Source organism: Desulfosarcina ovata subsp. ovata, assembly GCF_009689005.1.
GTDB classification, from domain to species: domain Bacteria; phylum Desulfobacterota; class Desulfobacteria; order Desulfobacterales; family Desulfosarcinaceae; genus Desulfosarcina; species Desulfosarcina ovata.
The window spans coordinates 1,945,240-1,964,185 of sequence record NZ_AP021879.1 but is presented as its reverse complement, the minus strand read 5'-3'; the positions used below and the strand labels follow the sequence as shown (position 1 = coordinate 1,964,185).

Sequence of the window (18,946 nt, the reverse complement as noted above, 5' to 3'; positions counted from 1 at the left end):
CATGGCCGGTTCTTACAGGAAACTGCACATGGTTAGGCCACTGGCAGTTGTAAGAGCGGGCCATGCCCGCGAAAAACAGGAACTCGATCTAAGTTCCCTAACCCTGTGTTCCACCGTTTTTACTGGGGACCGCTGAGATGGCAAAAAAATATTCAAGCGCATCCGGTTTTTACCGATAACCATAATCTACATCCAATCAACCCGTTAAAAAGAGCTTTCTGTTATAAAAGTGGAAAAAGTTTTCATATTATGTAATATAGGTTCACCTCTACTGTCGTTCTTTGAAAAATAGATTTTGGGCGCTTTTTTCTATCGAACTTTTTGGTGATTTATTATTACTAATAATAACAGTGAGAAAAAAGATTTTCTGGCAGTCCTGGATATTCATTGAACGGTATCTGGTAATTTGGCACATCTTTTGTAGAATGTGGTCGGAGTGGTTGCTGCGATCCATGTGTGGCATCCATTGCTTATTTGTCAATTTAGGTGGAACGGTACCATGCTCCAGACAACAGCGGTGGTTATAGAAAAAAGCAAAGCGGAAAGAGACGATATCCGCATGCGGCTTTCCCACTGCGGTGTTCTGCCCATCTGTTTTGAGGATGAATGGGTATGCCTGGAAAATATTTACTGTATCAAGCCTTCGTTTGCGGTTTTCCGATCGGATTCATCCGAATCGGCCTCCCGCTTTGTCAATGCGGCCAAGGCCATAGAGAGCGGTTTTCCGATCATTGTTCTTTCAAATAACCATAGGATTGAAGCGTTCGTTCAAAACAATTGGCTGGAAAATCTCTTTTTTTTGCGATATCCTGCCAATCATCAAACATTCCAGGCAACTATAAACCGCTTGACCAATGTCAAGCAGGATCTCAGTGGCCCTGTTTTGATCGCCGGTTCCGTTGAACGCAAAAAACTGATCCAGGAACTGCCCCTGGTCAGTGCTTCCCAGGATCCCGTACTCATCCAGGGGGAATCCGGGGTTGGCAAAAAGCTGATCGCCAAGGATCTGCATCGCTTATCCGGAAACCCGAATTCGATTTTCAACCTGATCGATGCCGGCGATGTCACCGGAGAATGGATCCGAAAAACGAAAGTCCGGATCGACAGCTTAAGCCGGGATTACGAGTGCTTTTATGCCATTGACAACGCCGAGCAACTGCCATTTGAATTTCAAGCCCAACTTTTTCTTTTGTTGGAAGACCGTGCGCCAGGGGGGATATCCAAAACCGGTGCGGCGAGCCGCTTCATTACCATGGTTCATCGGGATATATCGACCATGGTCGATAAGGGGTTGTTCAGAAAAGATCTCTACCATCGGCTCAGCGTGTTGAAACTTACCGTTCCGCCGTTGCGTCGGCATATGAGCGATATCCGGGCACTGGCTGAGTATTTTACTACCCAGTACAGTATCCGATATCAGGGGGCGGTCTGCCGATTGACCGATCCGGTGATGGACGCGTTCGTTAATTACCCCTGGCCGGGCAATGTGTCCGAACTCAAACGCGTCATCAAAAAGCTGGTTCTCATGGATCGGGTCCATTGGGAGAATATGCTGCCGGTATTGTGCAATACCGACAAGGGCGGGAACGGCGGACGACCGTCGGTTTGTGGCATCGATACCGATGAGGTTCGTCAGTTTCTCTCAACTAACTGGAACCTCACCTTGAAACAGGCCAGATCCCGCTTTGCAGATAAAGTTGAAAGAAAAATCATCAAAGCGGCATTGGCCGAGACCGGTGGAAATTGTAAAAAGGCCGCAGGTCTATTGAGAATCAGCTATAAATCGATGCTTAACAAGGCAAAACTTTATCAGTTGGTGTGAAAAAACGGCTAAAGGACTGACATATGGCCTCACAACCCATTCCCATGGACCCCAAATACATCATCGACCTGATCATCAAGCGTCGCTGGATCATTATGGTGCCCTTTTTTATCGCGATGATCGTCGGTATTGTGCTGGCCATTAAACTGCCCAAAATATACGAAGCCAGCACATTGATTCTGATTCAGCCCCAGCGGGTGCCGCAGAATTATGTGCAGTCGATTGTTGATACCGATCCAAATGAACGCATCAATACCTTGTCCCAGCAGGTCTTGAGCCGAACCAATCTCGAAAATATTATCAAAGAGTTCAAATTGTTAAGAGGGGTAGAGAACTCTTCAATGTACATGGAGGACAAGGTCAATAACTTACGCAAACGTATAAAAGTGAATGTTTCGAGCGGTCGCCGACGTGGGGAAAGTGATGCATTTTCTATTTCTTTCCAGGATAAGAGCCCGGAAGATGTGATGAAAGTGACCAATGCCCTGGCTTCCTATTTCATTGATGAAAATTTAAGATTGAGAGAAGCACAGGCCGTCGGAACCAGTGATTTTTTGGATTCCGAACTCCAGAGCATGAAAAGCCGCCTGGAAGAGGTTGAAGCCCAGTTGAAACGATATCGTGAGTCTTACATGGGAGAACTTCCTGAGCAATTGGACTCAAATTTACGAATCCTTGACCGGCTCCAGGAGCATTTGAGTGAGAGCCAGCAAAATCTCAGTGAAGCCAAGATAAGGTTGGTTACCTTGCAGAATGAAGCGGCCGCTTCGCGTGAACAGCCCACAACGCTGATTATCGGTCAGGGTAACCAGCAAGAGATCAACGATCTCGATCAAATGCGGGTCCAGTTGGAAAACTTGTTGGCTCGCTATACCGAGCGGCACCCGGATGTGGTCCGGCTGAAATCCAGGATTGCGGAAATGGAAAAACAAGCCGATCTCGATCGGCAATCGGAGACCACCACGTCCACGGGCAGCGGTTCCAATCGGCGTCAAACGGCATCTCTATCGCCGGAATACCGAACGCAATACAATGAAATTATTCAGGAGATGAGACGGCTTGAAGCCGATGTCGCCGACACGCGCACGCAAATTGCCGTCTATCAAAAAAGAGTTGAAAATACACCTAAAAGAGAGCAGGAGTTGTTGTCATTACGACGCGATTATCAAAATATCCAATCCACTTATGACTCTTTGCTGGAACGGAAATTGGAAGCCGAAATCGCCGTAAACATGGAGCGCAAGCAAAAAGGCGAGCAGTTCAGGATTCTTGATCCAGCTAAAATTCCCCAGAAACCGATTAAACCGGATATGCGTAAGCTGTTCATCATGGTTGTGGGGGCAGGCCTGGCAGTAGGCGGTGGAATTATTTTTCTGCTTGAGTACCTGGACAGTTCATTCAAACGGCCCGAAGATATCGAAGAAGATCTGGAATTGCCGGTATTGTGCACCGTACCCAGAATCATCGATAGCCGAACCCGGATGGTCAGGCGGGTTGAATACATCTGTTCCGCTCTGTTTGGTTCGATTTCCTTTACCCTTTTTGCTGTATTCGCCGTTTTGACACAAAAAGGTGTTGAACCCATGCTGGCGATAATCCGGAAAGTCGCCAACTGACATCATCAGGACTATTGTTTCTGCTGTTTGCTGAACCAATGCCACTTGGCGATCACACAGAGGTGCCCAACAATGGGAAAGATCCACGAAGCGCTTGAAAAATCCGGCCGGGTGAAAGAATTGAATCGGCTCGCCTCTGTTGAAGAACGCGTCCATCCCGCCAGAGAACCAGGCAACGAAATAAAAATTGTCGCACCCAAACCGGAACCGCCGGTCCGCCCAACCGCTCATGAGCGCCGGTTGGATCCACATTTGGTTGCGTATCACGACCCAAACGGTGTTGAGGCCGAGATTTTTAAGATTCTTCGAACCAACATTCTTTTTCCAAAAACAGGCACTCCGCCGCGTTCCATCATGGTGACCAGCGCGATTCCCGGTGACGGGAAATCCTTTGTCGCCGCAAACCTTGCCATCAGCATTGCGCAAGGCATCGAGGAACATGTGCTCCTTATGGACTGTGATATGCGACGGTCCAGCATTCATACCCGGTTCGGCTTTGATGAGCGTGTACCGGGGTTGAGCGATTATCTTGCTAATAAAATTCCACTGGAATCGCTCTTGCAGAAAACGGTTGTGGATAAGTTGACCCTCCTGCCTGGTGGCACACAACCACCCAACCCGTCTGAGTTGCTTTCCAGTCAGGCGATGAAATCTCTATTGAAGGAAGCCAAAAGCCGATACAGCGATCGCTATATTATCGTTGACTCACCGCCGCCTCAACTGACGGCAGAAACCGCCGCGTTAGCCAACTATGTTGATGGAATAATCATTGTTGTCAGGTATGCTTCCACTCCCAAAGATATGATTCGGGAACTGCTTGAAAAATTGGGTAAGGATAAAGTGCTCGGTGTGGTGATGAATGGATATCGGGTGCCGACTACAGAACGATATGGCTATGGGAAATATAAGAAGTATAAGAAATATTGATTCACAACGGTGAATAATTCTTAATTTTAAATGATGAATTTTGAATTCCGGAAAGAAATCGATCTTAATTCAAAATTCAAAATTATTAATTCTTAATTGCTCTGCTGCCCATGCTTCAAATTTTTAAACAATATTATCCCGTACGAAACGCACTCTTCGTGGTTGGTGAAGGGCTGTTTATTTTTGCCTCGGTCATCATTGCCAGTTGGTTGTTGATCGGAATCGATTTTGTCATTGAAGATCGCACTTTGGTTCTGAAAACGCTTTTGATCGCCTTCGTTTGCCAAATGTGCCTGTATTATAATGATCTCTACGATATGAAAGTGACCGACAGCTATCAGGAACTGATTATCCGGCTGATGCAAGCCTTGGGTGCCTCAGCCATTCTGCTTGCCGTTGTTTATTTTATTTTTCCTGTCTGCATTATTGGTCGAGGGATCTTTATTGTCAGCATCTGCTTTGTGGTGGCATTTATCGTTATCTGGCGAATCGCCTATACGCATATTCTCAACAATGGGATATTTGACAAAAAAATCATTTTGTTGGGATCCGGGGAACTGGCTCGCAATATCCACCGGGAAATTAATGAGAATAAAGATTGTGGATACCAGGTGGCAGCCGTGGTTAAAGATGATTGCGAGGGTGCTTCACCGGTCGTATCACCCAATATTTGCCGGAATAACTATGCGGACCTGTGTCGGAATGCAAAAGATTTGGACATCGATAAGATTGTTGTCGCTATCGAAGAACGCCGTAGCGGCTTTCCAACGCGGCAGCTTTTGCAATGTCGTGTGGATGGAATCGAGGTTATTGAAGGTACCAGCTTTTATGAAATGCTCACGGGGAAATTGATTGTCGAGAAAATCAACCCCAGTTGGCTTATTTTTTCCGAAGGCTTTAAAAAATCATGGATGCGGAGAGTGATAAAAAGAACCGGTGATTTATTGCTCTCTGTTGTGATGCTGTTTTTTTTGTCTCCCATACTTGGCATTGTCGCTGTTCTAATCAAACTGGACTCCAAGGGACCGGTATTTTTTTCTCAGGAGCGAGTCGGAGAAAAACGAAAAGCGTACATGGTTCATAAATTCCGTTCGATGGTTCAGGATGCTGAAAAAAAAAGTGGCCCGGTGTGGGCTCAGTCCAACGACAACCGTGTTACCCGGGTAGGGAAGTTTATCCGTAAGTGGCGGATTGATGAGTTTCCCCAGCTGTTCAATGTGATCAAAGGCGAAATGAGCTTTGTGGGACCACGGCCTGAACGGGAGTTTTTTGTTAAGGAACTGGAAGAGGCGATTCCCTACTATGCCGAACGCTTTTCGGTTAAACCGGGCGTTACCGGTTGGGCTCAGGTCAGTTATCCCTATGGCGCCTCTGTGGAAGATGCCAAAGAAAAATTGAACTATGATCTGTTCTATATCAAGAACATGTCCATCTTTATGGATTTGATGGTGATCATGCGAACGGTGAAGACAGTCTTGTTTGGTGAAGGGGCAAGATAGGGCAATTTTGAATTGAGAATTTTAAATTTTGAATTCTACCGATAATTAAAAAATCAAAACTAAGAATTCAAAATTTTTCATGTCCGTGAAATAACCATTTCCGCCGAAAAGGCAATAAAATACAATATAATTCATGCGGTTAGCAAGCTTTTGGGTTTGTTTTCCACCAAGCGGAGCTATGCCATTCGACCATAGGTCGAATGAATTTTGAATTGAGAATTTTAAATTTTGAATGAAGGTTTATAATCCGATTTTAATTCAAAATTCAAACTCTGAGTCTCTGCGTCCTCGAGCGAAGCGGGCGAGAGAAAAAACTGGTTTTCATTTCTGCAAGGAAATTTTATGCAACTCGAATATAAATGCGCACTCGTTACCGGCGCTGCCGGTTTCATCGGTTTCCATCTGTCCAAGCGACTGCTGTCCGAAGGGTATACCATTATCGGTGTCGACAATTTAAACGATTACTACGATCCCGGAATCAAAATGAGCCGGCTCGATATTTTAAAGGCGCATCCGCAGTTTACATTCTCCAGGACTGATTTATCGGATAAAGCGGGAATGGAGGCGCTTTTCAAATCAACGCCCATTGATGTGGTGGTCAACCTGGCGGCCCAGGCGGGAGTGAGGTATTCGTTGACCAACCCCCAGGCCTACGTCGAATCGAATCTGGTGGGTTTTGTGAACATTCTCGAAGGATGCCGGCACAACGATGTCAAGCATCTTGTTTTCGCTTCATCCAGTTCGGTATATGGCGCCAATACCAACATGCCGTTTTCCGTGCATCACAACGTGGATCACCCCGTCTCCCTCTATGCTGCCTCGAAAAAATCCAACGAATTGATGGCTCACACATACAGCCACCTTTTTGATCTGCCTTGCACGGGCCTGCGCTTTTTCACCGTCTACGGCCCATGGGGAAGACCGGACATGGCACTGTTTTTATTTACCAAGGCCATCATCGAAGACAAGCCTATCGACGTTTTCAATCACGGTAAAATGAAACGGGATTTTACCTATATTGACGATATTGTCGAAGGCGTGGTCCGGGTGATGAAGACTGTTCCCGATCCTAACCCCCAATGGTCCGGCAACGCACCCGATCCCGGAACCTCCTACGCCCGATACAAAATCTACAACATTGGCAACAACCAACCGGTGGAACTGCTGGACTTCATTCAGGCCATAGAAGTCGCCATCGGCAAAAAGGCCGTAAAGAATTTCATGGACATTCAGCCGGGTGATGTCCCCGCCACATACGCCGATGTGGATGATCTGATCCAGGATGTGGGATTCAAACCCGCCACACCGATTGATGTCGGCATCGGGAAATTTGTGGAATGGTATAAGGATTACTATTGTAATCAATGATTAATTTAAAATTCAAAATTAAGAATTTAAAATTGGAACTGACTATGCGCAAAATAATACTTTTTGCCTCATTAATTGCCATATGTATTGCCGTAACACCCCTAAACACCTTCGCCCAGTCTCCAAAAGATTCCTACCTTATCGGCAACGGTGACATCCTTGAAATCGTCACTTGGAAGGAACCCGACTTTTCCAGGGAAGAGATCATCGTTCGTTTGGACGGAAAACTTTCTTTCCCGCTTCTTGACGATGTGATGGCTGCCGGCAAAACGCCAACCCAGTTGAAACTGGACATTCAGGATGGGCTCAAGGCCTATGTGTCGGAGCCCCATGTCACCGTTACGGTTCGGAGCGCGGCCAGCAAACGCTTTTATATTTTGGGTGAAGTCGTTAGAACCGGTGAGTACCCCCTTACCAAAAAACTGACTGTTTTGCAGGCGTTCGCTCTTGCCGGTGGGTTTACCGAGTGGGCATCCAAAAAAGAGATCATCCTGTTTCGCCGTCATCAGGGCCAGGAGAAGGTCATCCGTATCGACTATAAAGATATTTTGAAAGGTAAGGATTTCAGCCAGAACGTCGAAATTCAGGCGGATGATACCATCGTCGTTCCATAATTATAAGTATCTGTCACCGCCCGCTTCGTTTGAGGCGCGGAACTCACAGAGTATTGTTGATCTTCTTTGGCCTTCAGCCGATAAAAATTCTTAGCGCCCTCTGCGTCTTTGCGGTGAAATGCAAAAAAAGGAAAAGCTGTGATGAAAAAGCTGATCGAATATTTGGTGGTCGGTTTTCTGATCGTCACACCGCAAATGGCGGGTGCCGAGGTCATCATCATGCCGCACCTGAGTACCGGTATCGAGCATACGGACAACCTCTATTTGGCTCCAGACAGCGAAGAATCCGATACCATCACCACCGTTTCGCCGGGTGTCACGGTAGAATTCTCCGGACGCACGGCGGCGCTATCGGCCAGCTACGCCCCTTCATACACCATGTATGACAAACTGGAAAACAGCGATTACTGGGAGCACGCAGTCGGTTTGACCGGATGGTGGCAAGCCACCCGACATCTTCGTTGGGAAGCCAGTCATGACTACCTGCGTACCGAGGACCCGGTTTCAGAGGAAGATTTGACAATCCGGAGGAGCATCGATGTACACACGCGCAACACCACGAGTACCAGAATGCACTACCAGTTCGGCGTGGAAAACACGCTATACGCCGACGGTTCTTACAGTTCACTGGATAACGATGACCCGACGATCATCGATAGCAAAGAGTACGGTGGCGGTGCCGGCGTTACATACTGGTTTAACGTTCGCTGGGGACTTGACGTCGGTACGGACTACTCAGAGGCTAAGTATGACGACGGGTTGGATGATTATACTGAAATAGGGGGCCGTTCACGTTTAAATCACAGATTTAATCCTCATTTTACAGGATTTCTGGAATACCAGTATACCCGCCATAGACCTGATGAAGGCACGGAAGACGACTACAAGGTGCATGGTAGTGGCATCGGGTTCGATTATGCTGTCGACCCGACCATGGATTTCAGCATGAGCGTTCACTACCTCATTCGAGACCAGCAGGATGGTGAAAATGAGACAGAGACGCCCGTTAACTTGAGCCTGAACAAACGTTTTCAGCGTGGTTCGATCAGTCTGAGTGGTGCAGGTGGATATGATTATACAGCGGTCACTGCTGAAAACCTTGGCGTCTATATGTATTATGAGGCCGCCATTGCTGCTGATTATGCGTTTACCAGCAGGTTGGCCGGTGATCTCAACGGCACATACGGCTATCATGACTATCAGGAAACGACGCCCCACAGGAAGGACGATGTTTTCAGAGCCGGATGCGGCCTCTCTTTCCAGGTACTGCGCTGGCTGTCCATGCGGGCGGGATACACATATCGCACGGTCAGTTCAACCGTCGATACCAATGACTACAAGGAAAATCGTGTGTCATTGATGCTTACCTTGGCGCCACCCCGACCATATCGGTTTTAATAATTTTGAATTCTTAGTTTTGAATTTTAAATTGTGGTGCGGTTTCTGATCCTTCATTCAAAATTATCATTACCTTCGGCTGGCCCATTAAGCTTTGATTACTCAGAATAAAAAAAAATACTTCCTTTTTACCATAGACGTTGAAGACTGGTTTCAGGTCGAGAACTTCAAGTCGTCGATCGCTTCCGATTCCTGGCAGCATCAGGAACTGAGGGTAGAGCGCAATACATACAACCTGCTGGATCTGTTTGATGAGGTGGGAGAGGGCTCGAGGGTTCAAGGGGTCGAGGGGGCAATAGACAGAAGCCGGAAGTCAGAAGCCAGGAGCCAGAAGCCAGGAGCGGGGAGCAGAGCGCAGGGCGCGGAGAGAGGCCGAAACGAGGAGACCCATTTCCCGCCTTTCACGCAGAAAAAACGGTCACGAGCGTGCCACTCACATCCACAAACCACAAACCACAAACCACAAACTGTTTTTAAACAACCCAACAAACCAGCTGTTCGCGCCACCTTTTTCATACTTGGATGGATTGCCCGCAAGTGCCCGGAACTGGTGCGTGAGATACACAAACGTGGCCACGAGGTTGCCTCCCATGGTGTCGACCACCACTTGTGTAACACCCAGTCCGTATCCGACCTTCGAACAGATCTCAACGACAGCAAAAAACTGCTTGAAGATATCATTGGGGACGAGGTATGCGGTTACCGGGCGCCAAGTTTTTCGGTCAATGACAGCATCCTGAAAATTATCCAGGATGCCGGTTACCATTATGATTCCAGCTATAATTCCTTCGACCGCCACGGCCGATATGGCAAGCTGAACATCAATGCGTTTAAACAGAGCGGTATTGCTTACCAGGTGTCAGACCATTTTCATGAAATTCCGGTCAGCAACCTTGACTTCGATCTTAAAATTCAAAATTTAAGATTAAACATTCAAAATTTCTCTCTTCCCTGGGGTGGTGGTGGCTACTTTAGGTTGATACCATATGTGGTATTTAAAAAAGGTGTTCAACGGATTTTGAACAAAAAGAATGCCTACAGCTTCTACCTGCATCCCTGGGAAATAGATCCCGGGCAGCCTCGTGTGAAAGCGGCTCCTGCTTCTTTCAAATTCCGGCATTATATCAATCTTGCCTCCACATATAAAAAGCTCCGGCGGATGCTCAATGAGTTCAGTGATTGCCGGTTTGGGACGTGCAGGGAATACATAGAGGCTGTTGCAGTTGATGGATTGTAGAATACCTTTGGATGCTTCATAAGCCCAACATCGAACATCGAACGTCCAACATCGAATAGTGAATGGGAAAAGATAAAAGACAGACCTATGATCTGGAAAACAGATTGCTTGAATATTCGGTGCAAATTGTAAAGGCTGTTGAACAGCTTCCGAAAACCAGAACTGGTAACCATGTCGCCGGGCAATTGTTAAGATCAGGGACGTCTGCTTATCCCAATCACGGAGAGGCACAGGCTGCGGAATCGCCAAAGGATTTCATCCATAAGTTGAGAATTTCGCTAAAGGAACTTCGGGAAACCCAGCGATGGATAAAATTAATCCAGCGTGTCCCGTTAACGAAAGATCCGGTCGCGATAGATAATTTGTTGAATGAGACCGAAGAGTTGATCCGTATCTTCGTCGCAAGTATCAAGACCGCTGAACAAAAAAAATAACGGACCTATAACCCAAAAGAAGGCCTAAATTTAAAGCCTTGTAATTTCGCCTGACTATGCTTTTTTCAAGTGTGATAACACACTGGCATCAAACTGATTTCATAACAAAATTAGGAGCACACCTTTTTCTTGGTTATAGGTTCGAAAAATAAAACTTGATCTTTGGGCTTCATTGTTTTCCCTTTTGATGTTCGATGTTCGATGTTCGATGTTCGATGTTCGATGTTCGATGTTCGATGTTCGATGTTCGATGTTCGATGTTCGATGTTCGATGTTCGATGTTTACTAATTCTGACTCCTTTATTTTATTGTATTACGATAGAATACTAACCAGTTACCACATAACAAAATAGCACAATAGGAAACCCAATATGAACGTCTGTATCATTGGCACCGGCTATGTCGGCCTCGTCGCCGCTGCCTGTCTTTCGGAAATGGGCAACGATGTGACCTGCATCGATGTCAACAAGGAGATTATCAATCGCCTGAACGACGGCAAGATCCATATTTTTGAACCGGGTTTGGAATCCCTTGTCTCTCGCAATGCTGCAGAAGGCCGGCTTACCTTCAGTACCGATCTGGCAGAGGGCATGCAGGACGCCCTTTTCATATTCAGCTGCGTTGGCACGCCGTCCAAAACGGACGGCTCCTGCGACCTTTCCTACATGGACACGGTGGCCGAGCAGATCGGTCAGCACCTCTCCGATTACAAAATCATCATCAACAAATCCACGGTGCCGGTAGGTACGGCAGACCGCGTCAAAGCGATCATCCAGAAAGAGCTCGATCAACGCGGCGTATCCGTCGAATTCGATGTGGTTTCCAACCCGGAATTTCTCAAGGAGGGCGACGCGGTTAACGACTTTTTGAAGCCGGACCGGGTGATTGTGGGGACGGACAATGTACGCACGGCAAAGCTGCTTGAGACGCTTTATGCGCCGTTTGCCAGAAGCCGCGACAAAATGATCGTCATGGGGGTGCGCAGCGCGGAGATGACCAAGTACGCCGCCAACTGCATGCTGGCCACGAAAATTTCTTTCATGAACGAAGTGGCCAACCTGTGCGAAACCGTGGGGGCCGACGTTAAGGAGGTGCGGGCGGGCATCGGGTCCGACCGGCGGATCGGCTATCATTTTATCTATCCGGGTGTCGGTTACGGCGGTTCATGTTTTCCCAAGGATGTGCGAGCCCTGATCAACACGGCCAGGGAATATGGCTGCATGTCCAATCTCGTGGAAGCGGTGGATACGGTCAACAACCGCCAGAAACGGCAGATCGCGGACAAGGTAATCGACTACTTTTCGGCAAGAGGCGGCGTCAACGGTAAAACCGTAGCCGTGTGGGGGCTCTCCTTTAAAGCGAACACCGACGACATGCGTGAATCCGCTGCCTTGGATATCATCCAGGTGCTGACCGACGCGGGCATGAAAATACGGGCTTACGATCCGGTGGCCAGCGAGAATGGGAAAAAAATCCTTGCCGACAATTCTCATGTCAGCATCATGGACGGTCAGTACGATCCTCTTGATGGTGCCGATGCGTTGGCCGTGGTTACCGATTGGAACCAATTTCGCAACCCGGATTTCAATCGCATTAAAAAGATGCTCGTTCATCCGGTGATCTTTGACGGCAGAAACCTCTTTTCGCGAACCTTTATGAAGGATATGGGGTTTTCTTATATCAGCGTCGGCCGTCAGCCGGTGATTGCCGAAGGCAGTGACAATTTTAAATGATGAATTTTTAATTATGAATGAAGGTTTCTAATCCGACTTAGAATTCAAAATTCAAAACTAAAAATTCAAAATTATTCATGTCTGTGTGTCCGTGGGTAATCCACCTCTCTGCGAACTTTGCGTCTCGAACGAAGTGGGCGGTGAAAAAAACAATTTTGAATGATGAATTTTTAATTATAAATGAAGGTTTCAAATCCGATTAGAATTCAAAACTAAAAATTCAAAATTATTTATGTCTGTGTGTCCATGGCAAAACGAATCATTGCAAATGATAAGGAAGGAAACGTGACCCAACCTTTTTCAAAAGACATCCTGGCCATCGATGCCGGGAAAGAAGCCGATAAAATCGGTAATCAGATTCGCACGCTTCTGACTCGCAAGCTAAAACGCCGTGGCCTTGTCGTGGCCCTGTCCGGCGGAATCGACAGCAGCGTCTCCGTGGGATTGGCGGCAAAAGCCCTGGGACCGGAGCGGGTGGTCGCATTGCTCATGCCCGAACGCCATTCATCGGATGACACGCTTGATCTTAGTAAATCCGTGGCCGAAACCTTTGGCGTGAAGTGGTTTCATGAAGATATCTCCGGGGTGTTGGAAGCCGTCGGCTTTTACCGTCGTTACGACGATGCCGTGCGCAAGGCTATTCCCGAGTATGGCGATGGGTGGAAATCAAAAATTGTGATCCCCAATGTGATGGAATCCAAAGGCTTCAACCTATTCTCCATCGTTGCCCAACAGCCGGATGGGACTCAGGTGCAGAAGCGTTTACCGCTGGAAGCCTACCTTGAAATCGTTGCCGCCACCAACTTCAAGCAGCGTACGCGCAAGATGTTTGAGTATTACTATGCCGATGGGTTCAATTATGCGGTCGTGGGAACGCCCAACCGACTGGAGTATGACCAGGGATTTTTCGTTAAACTGGGAGATGGCGCCGCGGACATCAAACCCATCGCCCATCTTTATAAAAGCCAGGTTTACCAGATGGCCGCTTTTCTCGGTGTTCCCGAAAAAATCCGCAACAGGCCGCCAACAACCGACACCTACTCCATGCCCCAGGGCCAGGATGAGTTCTACTTTTCACTGCCCTATGATCGCATGGACCTGTGCCTCTACGGCAAAAACAACGGTTATGCACCCACCGACATTGCCGATACCCTCGGACTTACCCCCGAGCAGGTGCAGCGGGTTTACGACGACATCGACACCAAACGCGTAACGACACGCTATCTGCACCTGTCACCACAACTTATCGAGGATGTCCCGGAAATCGAATAATATCACTGCCCGCTTCGCTTGAGTCGCAGAGAACGCGAAGGTTATTGTTTTCCCTATCGGGAAAAGAACCAATAAGTGGTAGCATCTCCGTTTTTGTATGACCTTTTTGGCGAAGCCCACTTAAACACCTTCTCTCAGCGAACTTTGCGTCTTTGCGGTAATAAGTTTTTCACCGCCCGCTTCGCTCGAGTCGCAGAGATCGCGAAGGTTATTGCTTTCCCTATCGGGAAAAGAACCAATAAATGGTAGCATCTCCGTTTTTGTATGACCTTTTTGGCGAAGCCCACTTAAACACCTTCTCTCAGCGAACTTTGCGTCTTTGCGGTAATAAGTTTTTCACCGCCCGCTTCGCTCGAGTCGCAGAGAACGCGAAGGTTATTGCTTTCCCTATCGGGAAAAGAACCAATAAATGGTAGCATCTCCGTTTTTGTATGACCTTTTTGGCGAAGCCCACTTAAACACCTTCTCTCAGCGAACTTTGCGTCTTTGCGGTAATAAGTTTTTCACCGCCCGCTTCGCTCGAGTCGCAGAGAACGCGAAGGTTATTGCTTTCCCTATCGGGAAAAGAACCAATAAATGGTAGCATCTCCGTTTTTGTATGACCTTTTTGGCGAAGCCCACTTAAACACCTTCTCTCAGCGAACTTTGCGTCTTTGCGGTAATAAGTTTTTCACCGCCCGCTTCGCTCGAGTCGCAGAGAACGCGAAGGTTATTGCTTTCCCTATCGGGAAAAGAACCAATAAATGGTAGCATCTCCGTTTTTGTATGACCTTTTTGGCGAAGCCCACTTAAACACCTTCTCTCAGCGAACTTTGCGTCTTTGCGGTAATAAGTTTTTCACCGCCCGCTTCGCTCGAGTCGCAGAGAACGCGAAGGTTATTGCTTTCCCTATCGGGAAAAGAACCAATAAATGGTAGCATCTCCGTTTTTGTATGACCTTTTTGGCGAAGCCCACTTAAACACCTTCTCTCAGCGAACTTTGCGTCTTTGCGGTAATAAGTTTTTCACCGCCCGCTTCGCTCGAGTCGCAGAGAACGCGAAGGTTATTGTTTTCCCTATCGGGAAAAGGGCAAATAAATGGTAGCATTTTCGTTTTTGTAGGTCTTTTGGAGCGTAAACCCACTTAAACATCTTCTTTCTGCGAATTTTACGTCTCCGCAGTGAATCAAACAGAAATGAACCTGAATCAATTATCAAGCAAAATTATCGGCGCCGCAATCGAAGTCCACAAGATACTTGGCCCCGGTTTGCTGGAGTCAACCTACGAGGAGTGCCTGTGTTATGAATTGGGATTACAGCTATTAAAATATGATCGGCAAGTCGGCCTTCCAGTTTCATATAAAGGAAATGAACTCGATTGTGGTTACCGAGTCGATATTTTGGTTGAGCAATCCATCATTCTCGAACTGAAATCTGTCGATACAATCCTCGGCATCCACAAAGCGCAGCTGTTAACATATCTTAAGTTGGCAGATATTCGTTTGGGCTTACTGATGAATTTCAACGTCCCGCTGATGCGAGACGGTATCCAGAGAATTGTAAACAATTTCGTTTAAATCTATTTTAACTTTTGAATTCAATGCGAGTTAGACGCCTTCATTCAAAATTTATAATTCACCATTAAGAATTGGTTTTTTGGCGAAGCCTACGTAAACATTTTTTCTCTGCGAACCCTATGGCTCTGCGGTGAAAAATTAAAAAAGGAGCAATACGATCGACATGAGTGAAACGAAATCGAAAATCAGGGACTTCATTATTGAAAATTTTCTCTTCGGCAACGCCGATGGACTAAAGGACGACACCTCTTTTCTCGAAGAGGGCATCATCGACTCCACCGGCGTGCTGGAGCTGGTCACCTTCCTCGAAGAAACCTTCGAAATCCAAGTGGATGATGAGGAACTAATCCCGGAAAACCTCGATTCCATTGACAATGTGACTGCTTATCTGGACCGCAAAGCGGCATAAACCGACTCACCGCCCACTTCGTTCGAGGCGCAGAGATCGCAGAGAGTTCCTGAATTCACTGTTGGTGTGCGACACGATGTCGCACAATTGGCTGATTGGCAAGGCCTTCACGGTGCCTTGACCAATCCCAGCATTCCCCTGCTGGTACCCTAGGAGGCATGCTTGCTGCGCGCTGTGCAGTTGGTATGGAGCCCTTTTCGACAATGTACCAAATCCCGCGTTTGCGGGAGGGGTGGAAACCGTGAGGTGGATACCTTCCTGGAAGCCTCATCCGGGTAAAGGCTAGGGTTGGAGTGATATGGTTAATGTAATGTGAATGCCGTCAAGCATCGTCAATGAGAACAAGCCAAAGAGGCTGGCAGGCTTGGACTAAACGGTATCGCGGTCAGGTTATGGGTTTCCTAACTGCCCATACGGGGATGTTGTGCCGCCGGTGTAGAAGGCAAACCTAAGTCACTCGCAAATTGGCAATTGTGTGGAACGTGGAAACCCCGTATCTCCGCCGGGATGTATCCGGCAGGCGAAACCGCAAGGCACGCTGTTGGGGGTGCGGGCGTAAGAAGCAGGAAAAAGCGAATGCCGGTCTGTAATGGATCGGATACGGGTTCGAACTTTGCCCTTCCCGAAAGGGAGCTGACGTCCTGCAGGTGTTCCATCGCGTGAAAACTGGGAGAACCGCATTCATGAAGGAAAGCAAATGACGGCGTCCTTATGGACAGCTGATGCGCCTTCAAGCTTATGGCATTGTGGCTGTCAGTAAGTATCGCGAAGTCGGAGTCGTTTTATTAACCCCCGGCGGGTGGTCTTGCAAGGACTGGCCTTTCGGAATGCTTGAGCCGTATGACGGGAAACTGTCACGTACGGTTCTGAGGGGGCTTGGGGATGGCAACATCCCCCGGCTACCCGATGAATGGTAAACAAATTATCGAGTTGCATTAAGAACCACCCCCAGAGCCAGATGCAATCCCCTTGATAAAAGATTTTAACAAAGTATTTTCCCTTCGGCCGAAGGCCGCCAACAAAATCTTAGCGTCCTTTGCGTCCCTGCGGTGAACAATTTTTAAGATGCTTATCCATCACTTTCTAGAAAATTCCGCCGCCAGTTTCCCCGACAAGGTGGCCGTCATCCACGAAAAGGCCCGCGCCACTTACGGGGAGATCAACGAGGACGCCAACAGACTGGCCAGATTCCTGCTGAGCAGGGATATCCGCATTGGCGACCGCGTTGTAATCATGCTGGAAAACAGCATCGAATACATAGTGGCCTACTACGGCATCCTCAAGGCGGGGGCCGTTGCCGTGCCGCTCAGTACCGACCTCAAACCCGACGGCCTCGATCCTTTATTGGCCGAACTGGAACCGTCGGCCATCATTGCTTCCGCACGTTTCGAGCGCCTCCTCCAGGCCTCGAACCTGAATGTCACCAATCTGAATACGCTGATCATCCACAATCCCAAATTGGATTGGTCCAATAGATTTTCTAACGTCTTTACGTTAACAAAGATCATCAACGACATTCAGATATCATCCCACAACCTGCAACCCACAACAAGCACCCAATTCAGTCCGATCGAATTGGGTTGCATCATCTATACATCTGGCTCCACCGGCAAACCCAAGGGCGTCATGCTCACCCACGGCAACATCGTTGCCAATGTCGAATCCATCTGCCAGTATCAGCAGTTGAGCGATCATGATGTGCAGATGGTCGTCCTGCCTTTCTTTTATGTCATGGGAAAATCCTTGCTCAACACGATTTTCGCTGCCGGTGGTACGTTGGTGATCAACAACAAATTCGCTTTTCCGGCAACGGTGATCAACCAGATGATCGAAGAGAAGGTGACATTGTTCTCAGGCGTGCCGTCAACCTATGCCTATCTGTTGCATCGTTCTCCTTTGAAGAAACAGCGCGATCAGCTCACTCATCTTCGCCTGGTCACCCAGGCGGGCGGCCACATGGCCAGTTCGGTGAAACGGGAACTTCATAAGGTGTTGCCCAGGCATACCCAGATATGCATCATGTACGGTGCCACCGAAGCATCCGCCCGGCTGACTTGGCTGGAGCCCAATCGCTTTGAAGAAAAAATGGCCTCCATCGGCAAGCCCATTCCTGGGGTGACCATTAAACTGATCGATGCCGATCGTTCTGAAGTGCCTCCCGGCAAAAGAGGTGAGGTGATCGCCTCCGGGGCGAACATCATGCAGGGCTACTGGAAAGATCCGGACAGCACGGCAGCCGTCTTGGATGACAACGGCTACCATACCGGCGATATCGGCTATCAGGATGAGGAGGGGTTTATTTTTCTGGACGGCCGCAAGGACAACCTGCTCAAGGTCGGCGGGCACCGGATCAACCCCCAGGAGGTCGAGGATGCGCTGCTCGCTACCGAACTGGTCGTTGAAGTTTCCGTAGTGGGCATACCCGACGATCTACTTGGAAAACGTCTCATATCGTTGGCCGTACCGCTGAATGGCGAAACCCGGACGGAAGCCATCATGGAGAAATGCGCATTGCTCCTTCCCAAATACAAACTGCCCAGTGAAATCAGACTGGTGCGGGCGCTACCCAAAAATGCCAATGGCAAGGTGGATCAAATTGGATGCCTGAAAATGGCAAATGGCGGGTAGTGTGTTGTCGGTAGGTGATCACCGCAGGGCCTCAGAGCACACAGAGGGAAAAAACAAATTGTGTGTTGGCTTCGCCAAGAAACCAATTTTTAATGATGAATTATAAATTTTGAATGAAGGCGTCTAATCCGATTAGAATTCAAAACTAAAAATTCAAAATTATTCGAACTGTTCGTCTGTGGCCAATATAATCCTCTGCGCCTCAACGTTTTACAATTTCTACAATGGTTGTGAAAATATTTTCCGATCGATAGCTCGTTTTTTTGAAAACGATTTGGGGTTGATTCGCCAAAAGACCTAAAAATGGGCTATATTCTTTTTCATTTGATTTCGTTTCCCAGAAATCAACCGTCTCCGTGTCTCTGTGTCCTCGATCGGAGCGGGCGAGATAAAAACATGTCTCTCGCAGAGCCGCAGAGCTCACAGAGAGAAA

At 47.9% G+C, this 18,946-nt stretch carries 14 protein-coding genes; all 14 read left to right on the top strand.

The window, feature by feature from the left end; genetic code table 11:
* Positions 1-499 precede the first annotated feature (499 nt).
* The 14 genes from GN112_RS08970 (at position 500) to GN112_RS08905 (ending at position 18,513) form a co-directional block, all read left to right on the top strand.
* Positions 500-1,822, top strand: a complete 1,323-nt coding sequence (locus GN112_RS08970) for a sigma-54-dependent transcriptional regulator (protein WP_155309893.1) — start codon at positions 500-502, stop codon at positions 1,820-1,822.
* 23 nt (positions 1,823-1,845) lie between these two features.
* Positions 1,846-3,438 (top strand): XrtA system polysaccharide chain length determinant, encoded by a 1,593-nt coding sequence (locus tag GN112_RS08965; RefSeq protein ID WP_155309892.1) that lies wholly within the window; start codon positions 1,846-1,848, stop codon positions 3,436-3,438.
* Between the two features lie 72 nt (positions 3,439-3,510).
* Positions 3,511-4,365: a CpsD/CapB family tyrosine-protein kinase gene (locus GN112_RS08960; RefSeq protein ID WP_155309891.1), complete on the top strand. Its 855-nt coding sequence runs from the start codon at positions 3,511-3,513 to the stop codon at positions 4,363-4,365.
* Positions 4,366-4,523: 158 nt separating this feature from the next.
* Positions 4,524-5,864 carry a TIGR03013 family XrtA/PEP-CTERM system glycosyltransferase gene (locus GN112_RS08955; protein ID WP_231716969.1) on the top strand — a complete coding sequence of 447 codons (1,341 nt, stop codon included), beginning with the start codon at positions 4,524-4,526 and terminating at the stop codon, positions 5,862-5,864.
* Between the two features lie 342 nt (positions 5,865-6,206).
* Positions 6,207-7,232, top strand: a complete 1,026-nt coding sequence (locus GN112_RS08950; RefSeq protein WP_155309889.1) for an NAD-dependent epimerase — start codon at positions 6,207-6,209, stop codon at positions 7,230-7,232.
* A gap of 44 nt (positions 7,233-7,276) precedes the next feature.
* The gene (locus GN112_RS08945) at positions 7,277-7,846 is read left to right on the top strand and encodes a polysaccharide biosynthesis/export family protein (protein ID WP_155309888.1); all 570 of its coding nucleotides are present in this window, start codon (positions 7,277-7,279) and stop codon (positions 7,844-7,846) included.
* Positions 7,847-7,987: 141 nt separating this feature from the next.
* A complete protein-coding gene (locus tag GN112_RS08940) occupies positions 7,988-9,244 on the top strand; it encodes an outer membrane beta-barrel protein (RefSeq protein ID WP_155309887.1) in 1,257 nt (418 codons plus the stop codon).
* A gap of 94 nt (positions 9,245-9,338) precedes the next feature.
* The gene (locus tag GN112_RS08935; RefSeq protein ID WP_162458849.1) at positions 9,339-10,481 is read left to right on the top strand and encodes a DUF3473 domain-containing protein; all 1,143 of its coding nucleotides are present in this window, start codon (positions 9,339-9,341) and stop codon (positions 10,479-10,481) included.
* 62 nt (positions 10,482-10,543) lie between these two features.
* Positions 10,544-10,915 (top strand): four helix bundle protein, encoded by a 372-nt coding sequence (locus GN112_RS08930; RefSeq protein WP_155309886.1) that lies wholly within the window; start codon positions 10,544-10,546, stop codon positions 10,913-10,915.
* A gap of 371 nt (positions 10,916-11,286) precedes the next feature.
* Positions 11,287-12,648: a UDP-glucose dehydrogenase family protein gene (locus GN112_RS08925; RefSeq protein ID WP_155309885.1), complete on the top strand. Its 1,362-nt coding sequence runs from the start codon at positions 11,287-11,289 to the stop codon at positions 12,646-12,648.
* Positions 12,649-12,933: 285 nt separating this feature from the next.
* On the top strand, positions 12,934-13,920 hold the full coding sequence (gene nadE, locus GN112_RS08920) for an NAD(+) synthase (protein ID WP_197743298.1): 987 nt from the start codon (positions 12,934-12,936) through the stop codon (positions 13,918-13,920).
* 1,175 nt (positions 13,921-15,095) lie between these two features.
* Positions 15,096-15,476, top strand: a complete 381-nt coding sequence (locus GN112_RS08915) for a GxxExxY protein (RefSeq protein ID WP_155309883.1) — start codon at positions 15,096-15,098, stop codon at positions 15,474-15,476.
* Between the two features lie 163 nt (positions 15,477-15,639).
* Positions 15,640-15,885, top strand: coding sequence for an acyl carrier protein (locus GN112_RS08910; protein ID WP_155309882.1), 246 nt, complete (start codon positions 15,640-15,642; stop codon positions 15,883-15,885).
* Between the two features lie 1,065 nt (positions 15,886-16,950).
* The gene (locus GN112_RS08905) at positions 16,951-18,513 is read left to right on the top strand and encodes a class I adenylate-forming enzyme family protein (protein ID WP_155309881.1); all 1,563 of its coding nucleotides are present in this window, start codon (positions 16,951-16,953) and stop codon (positions 18,511-18,513) included.
* The last annotated feature ends 433 nt before the right edge of the window (positions 18,514-18,946 follow it).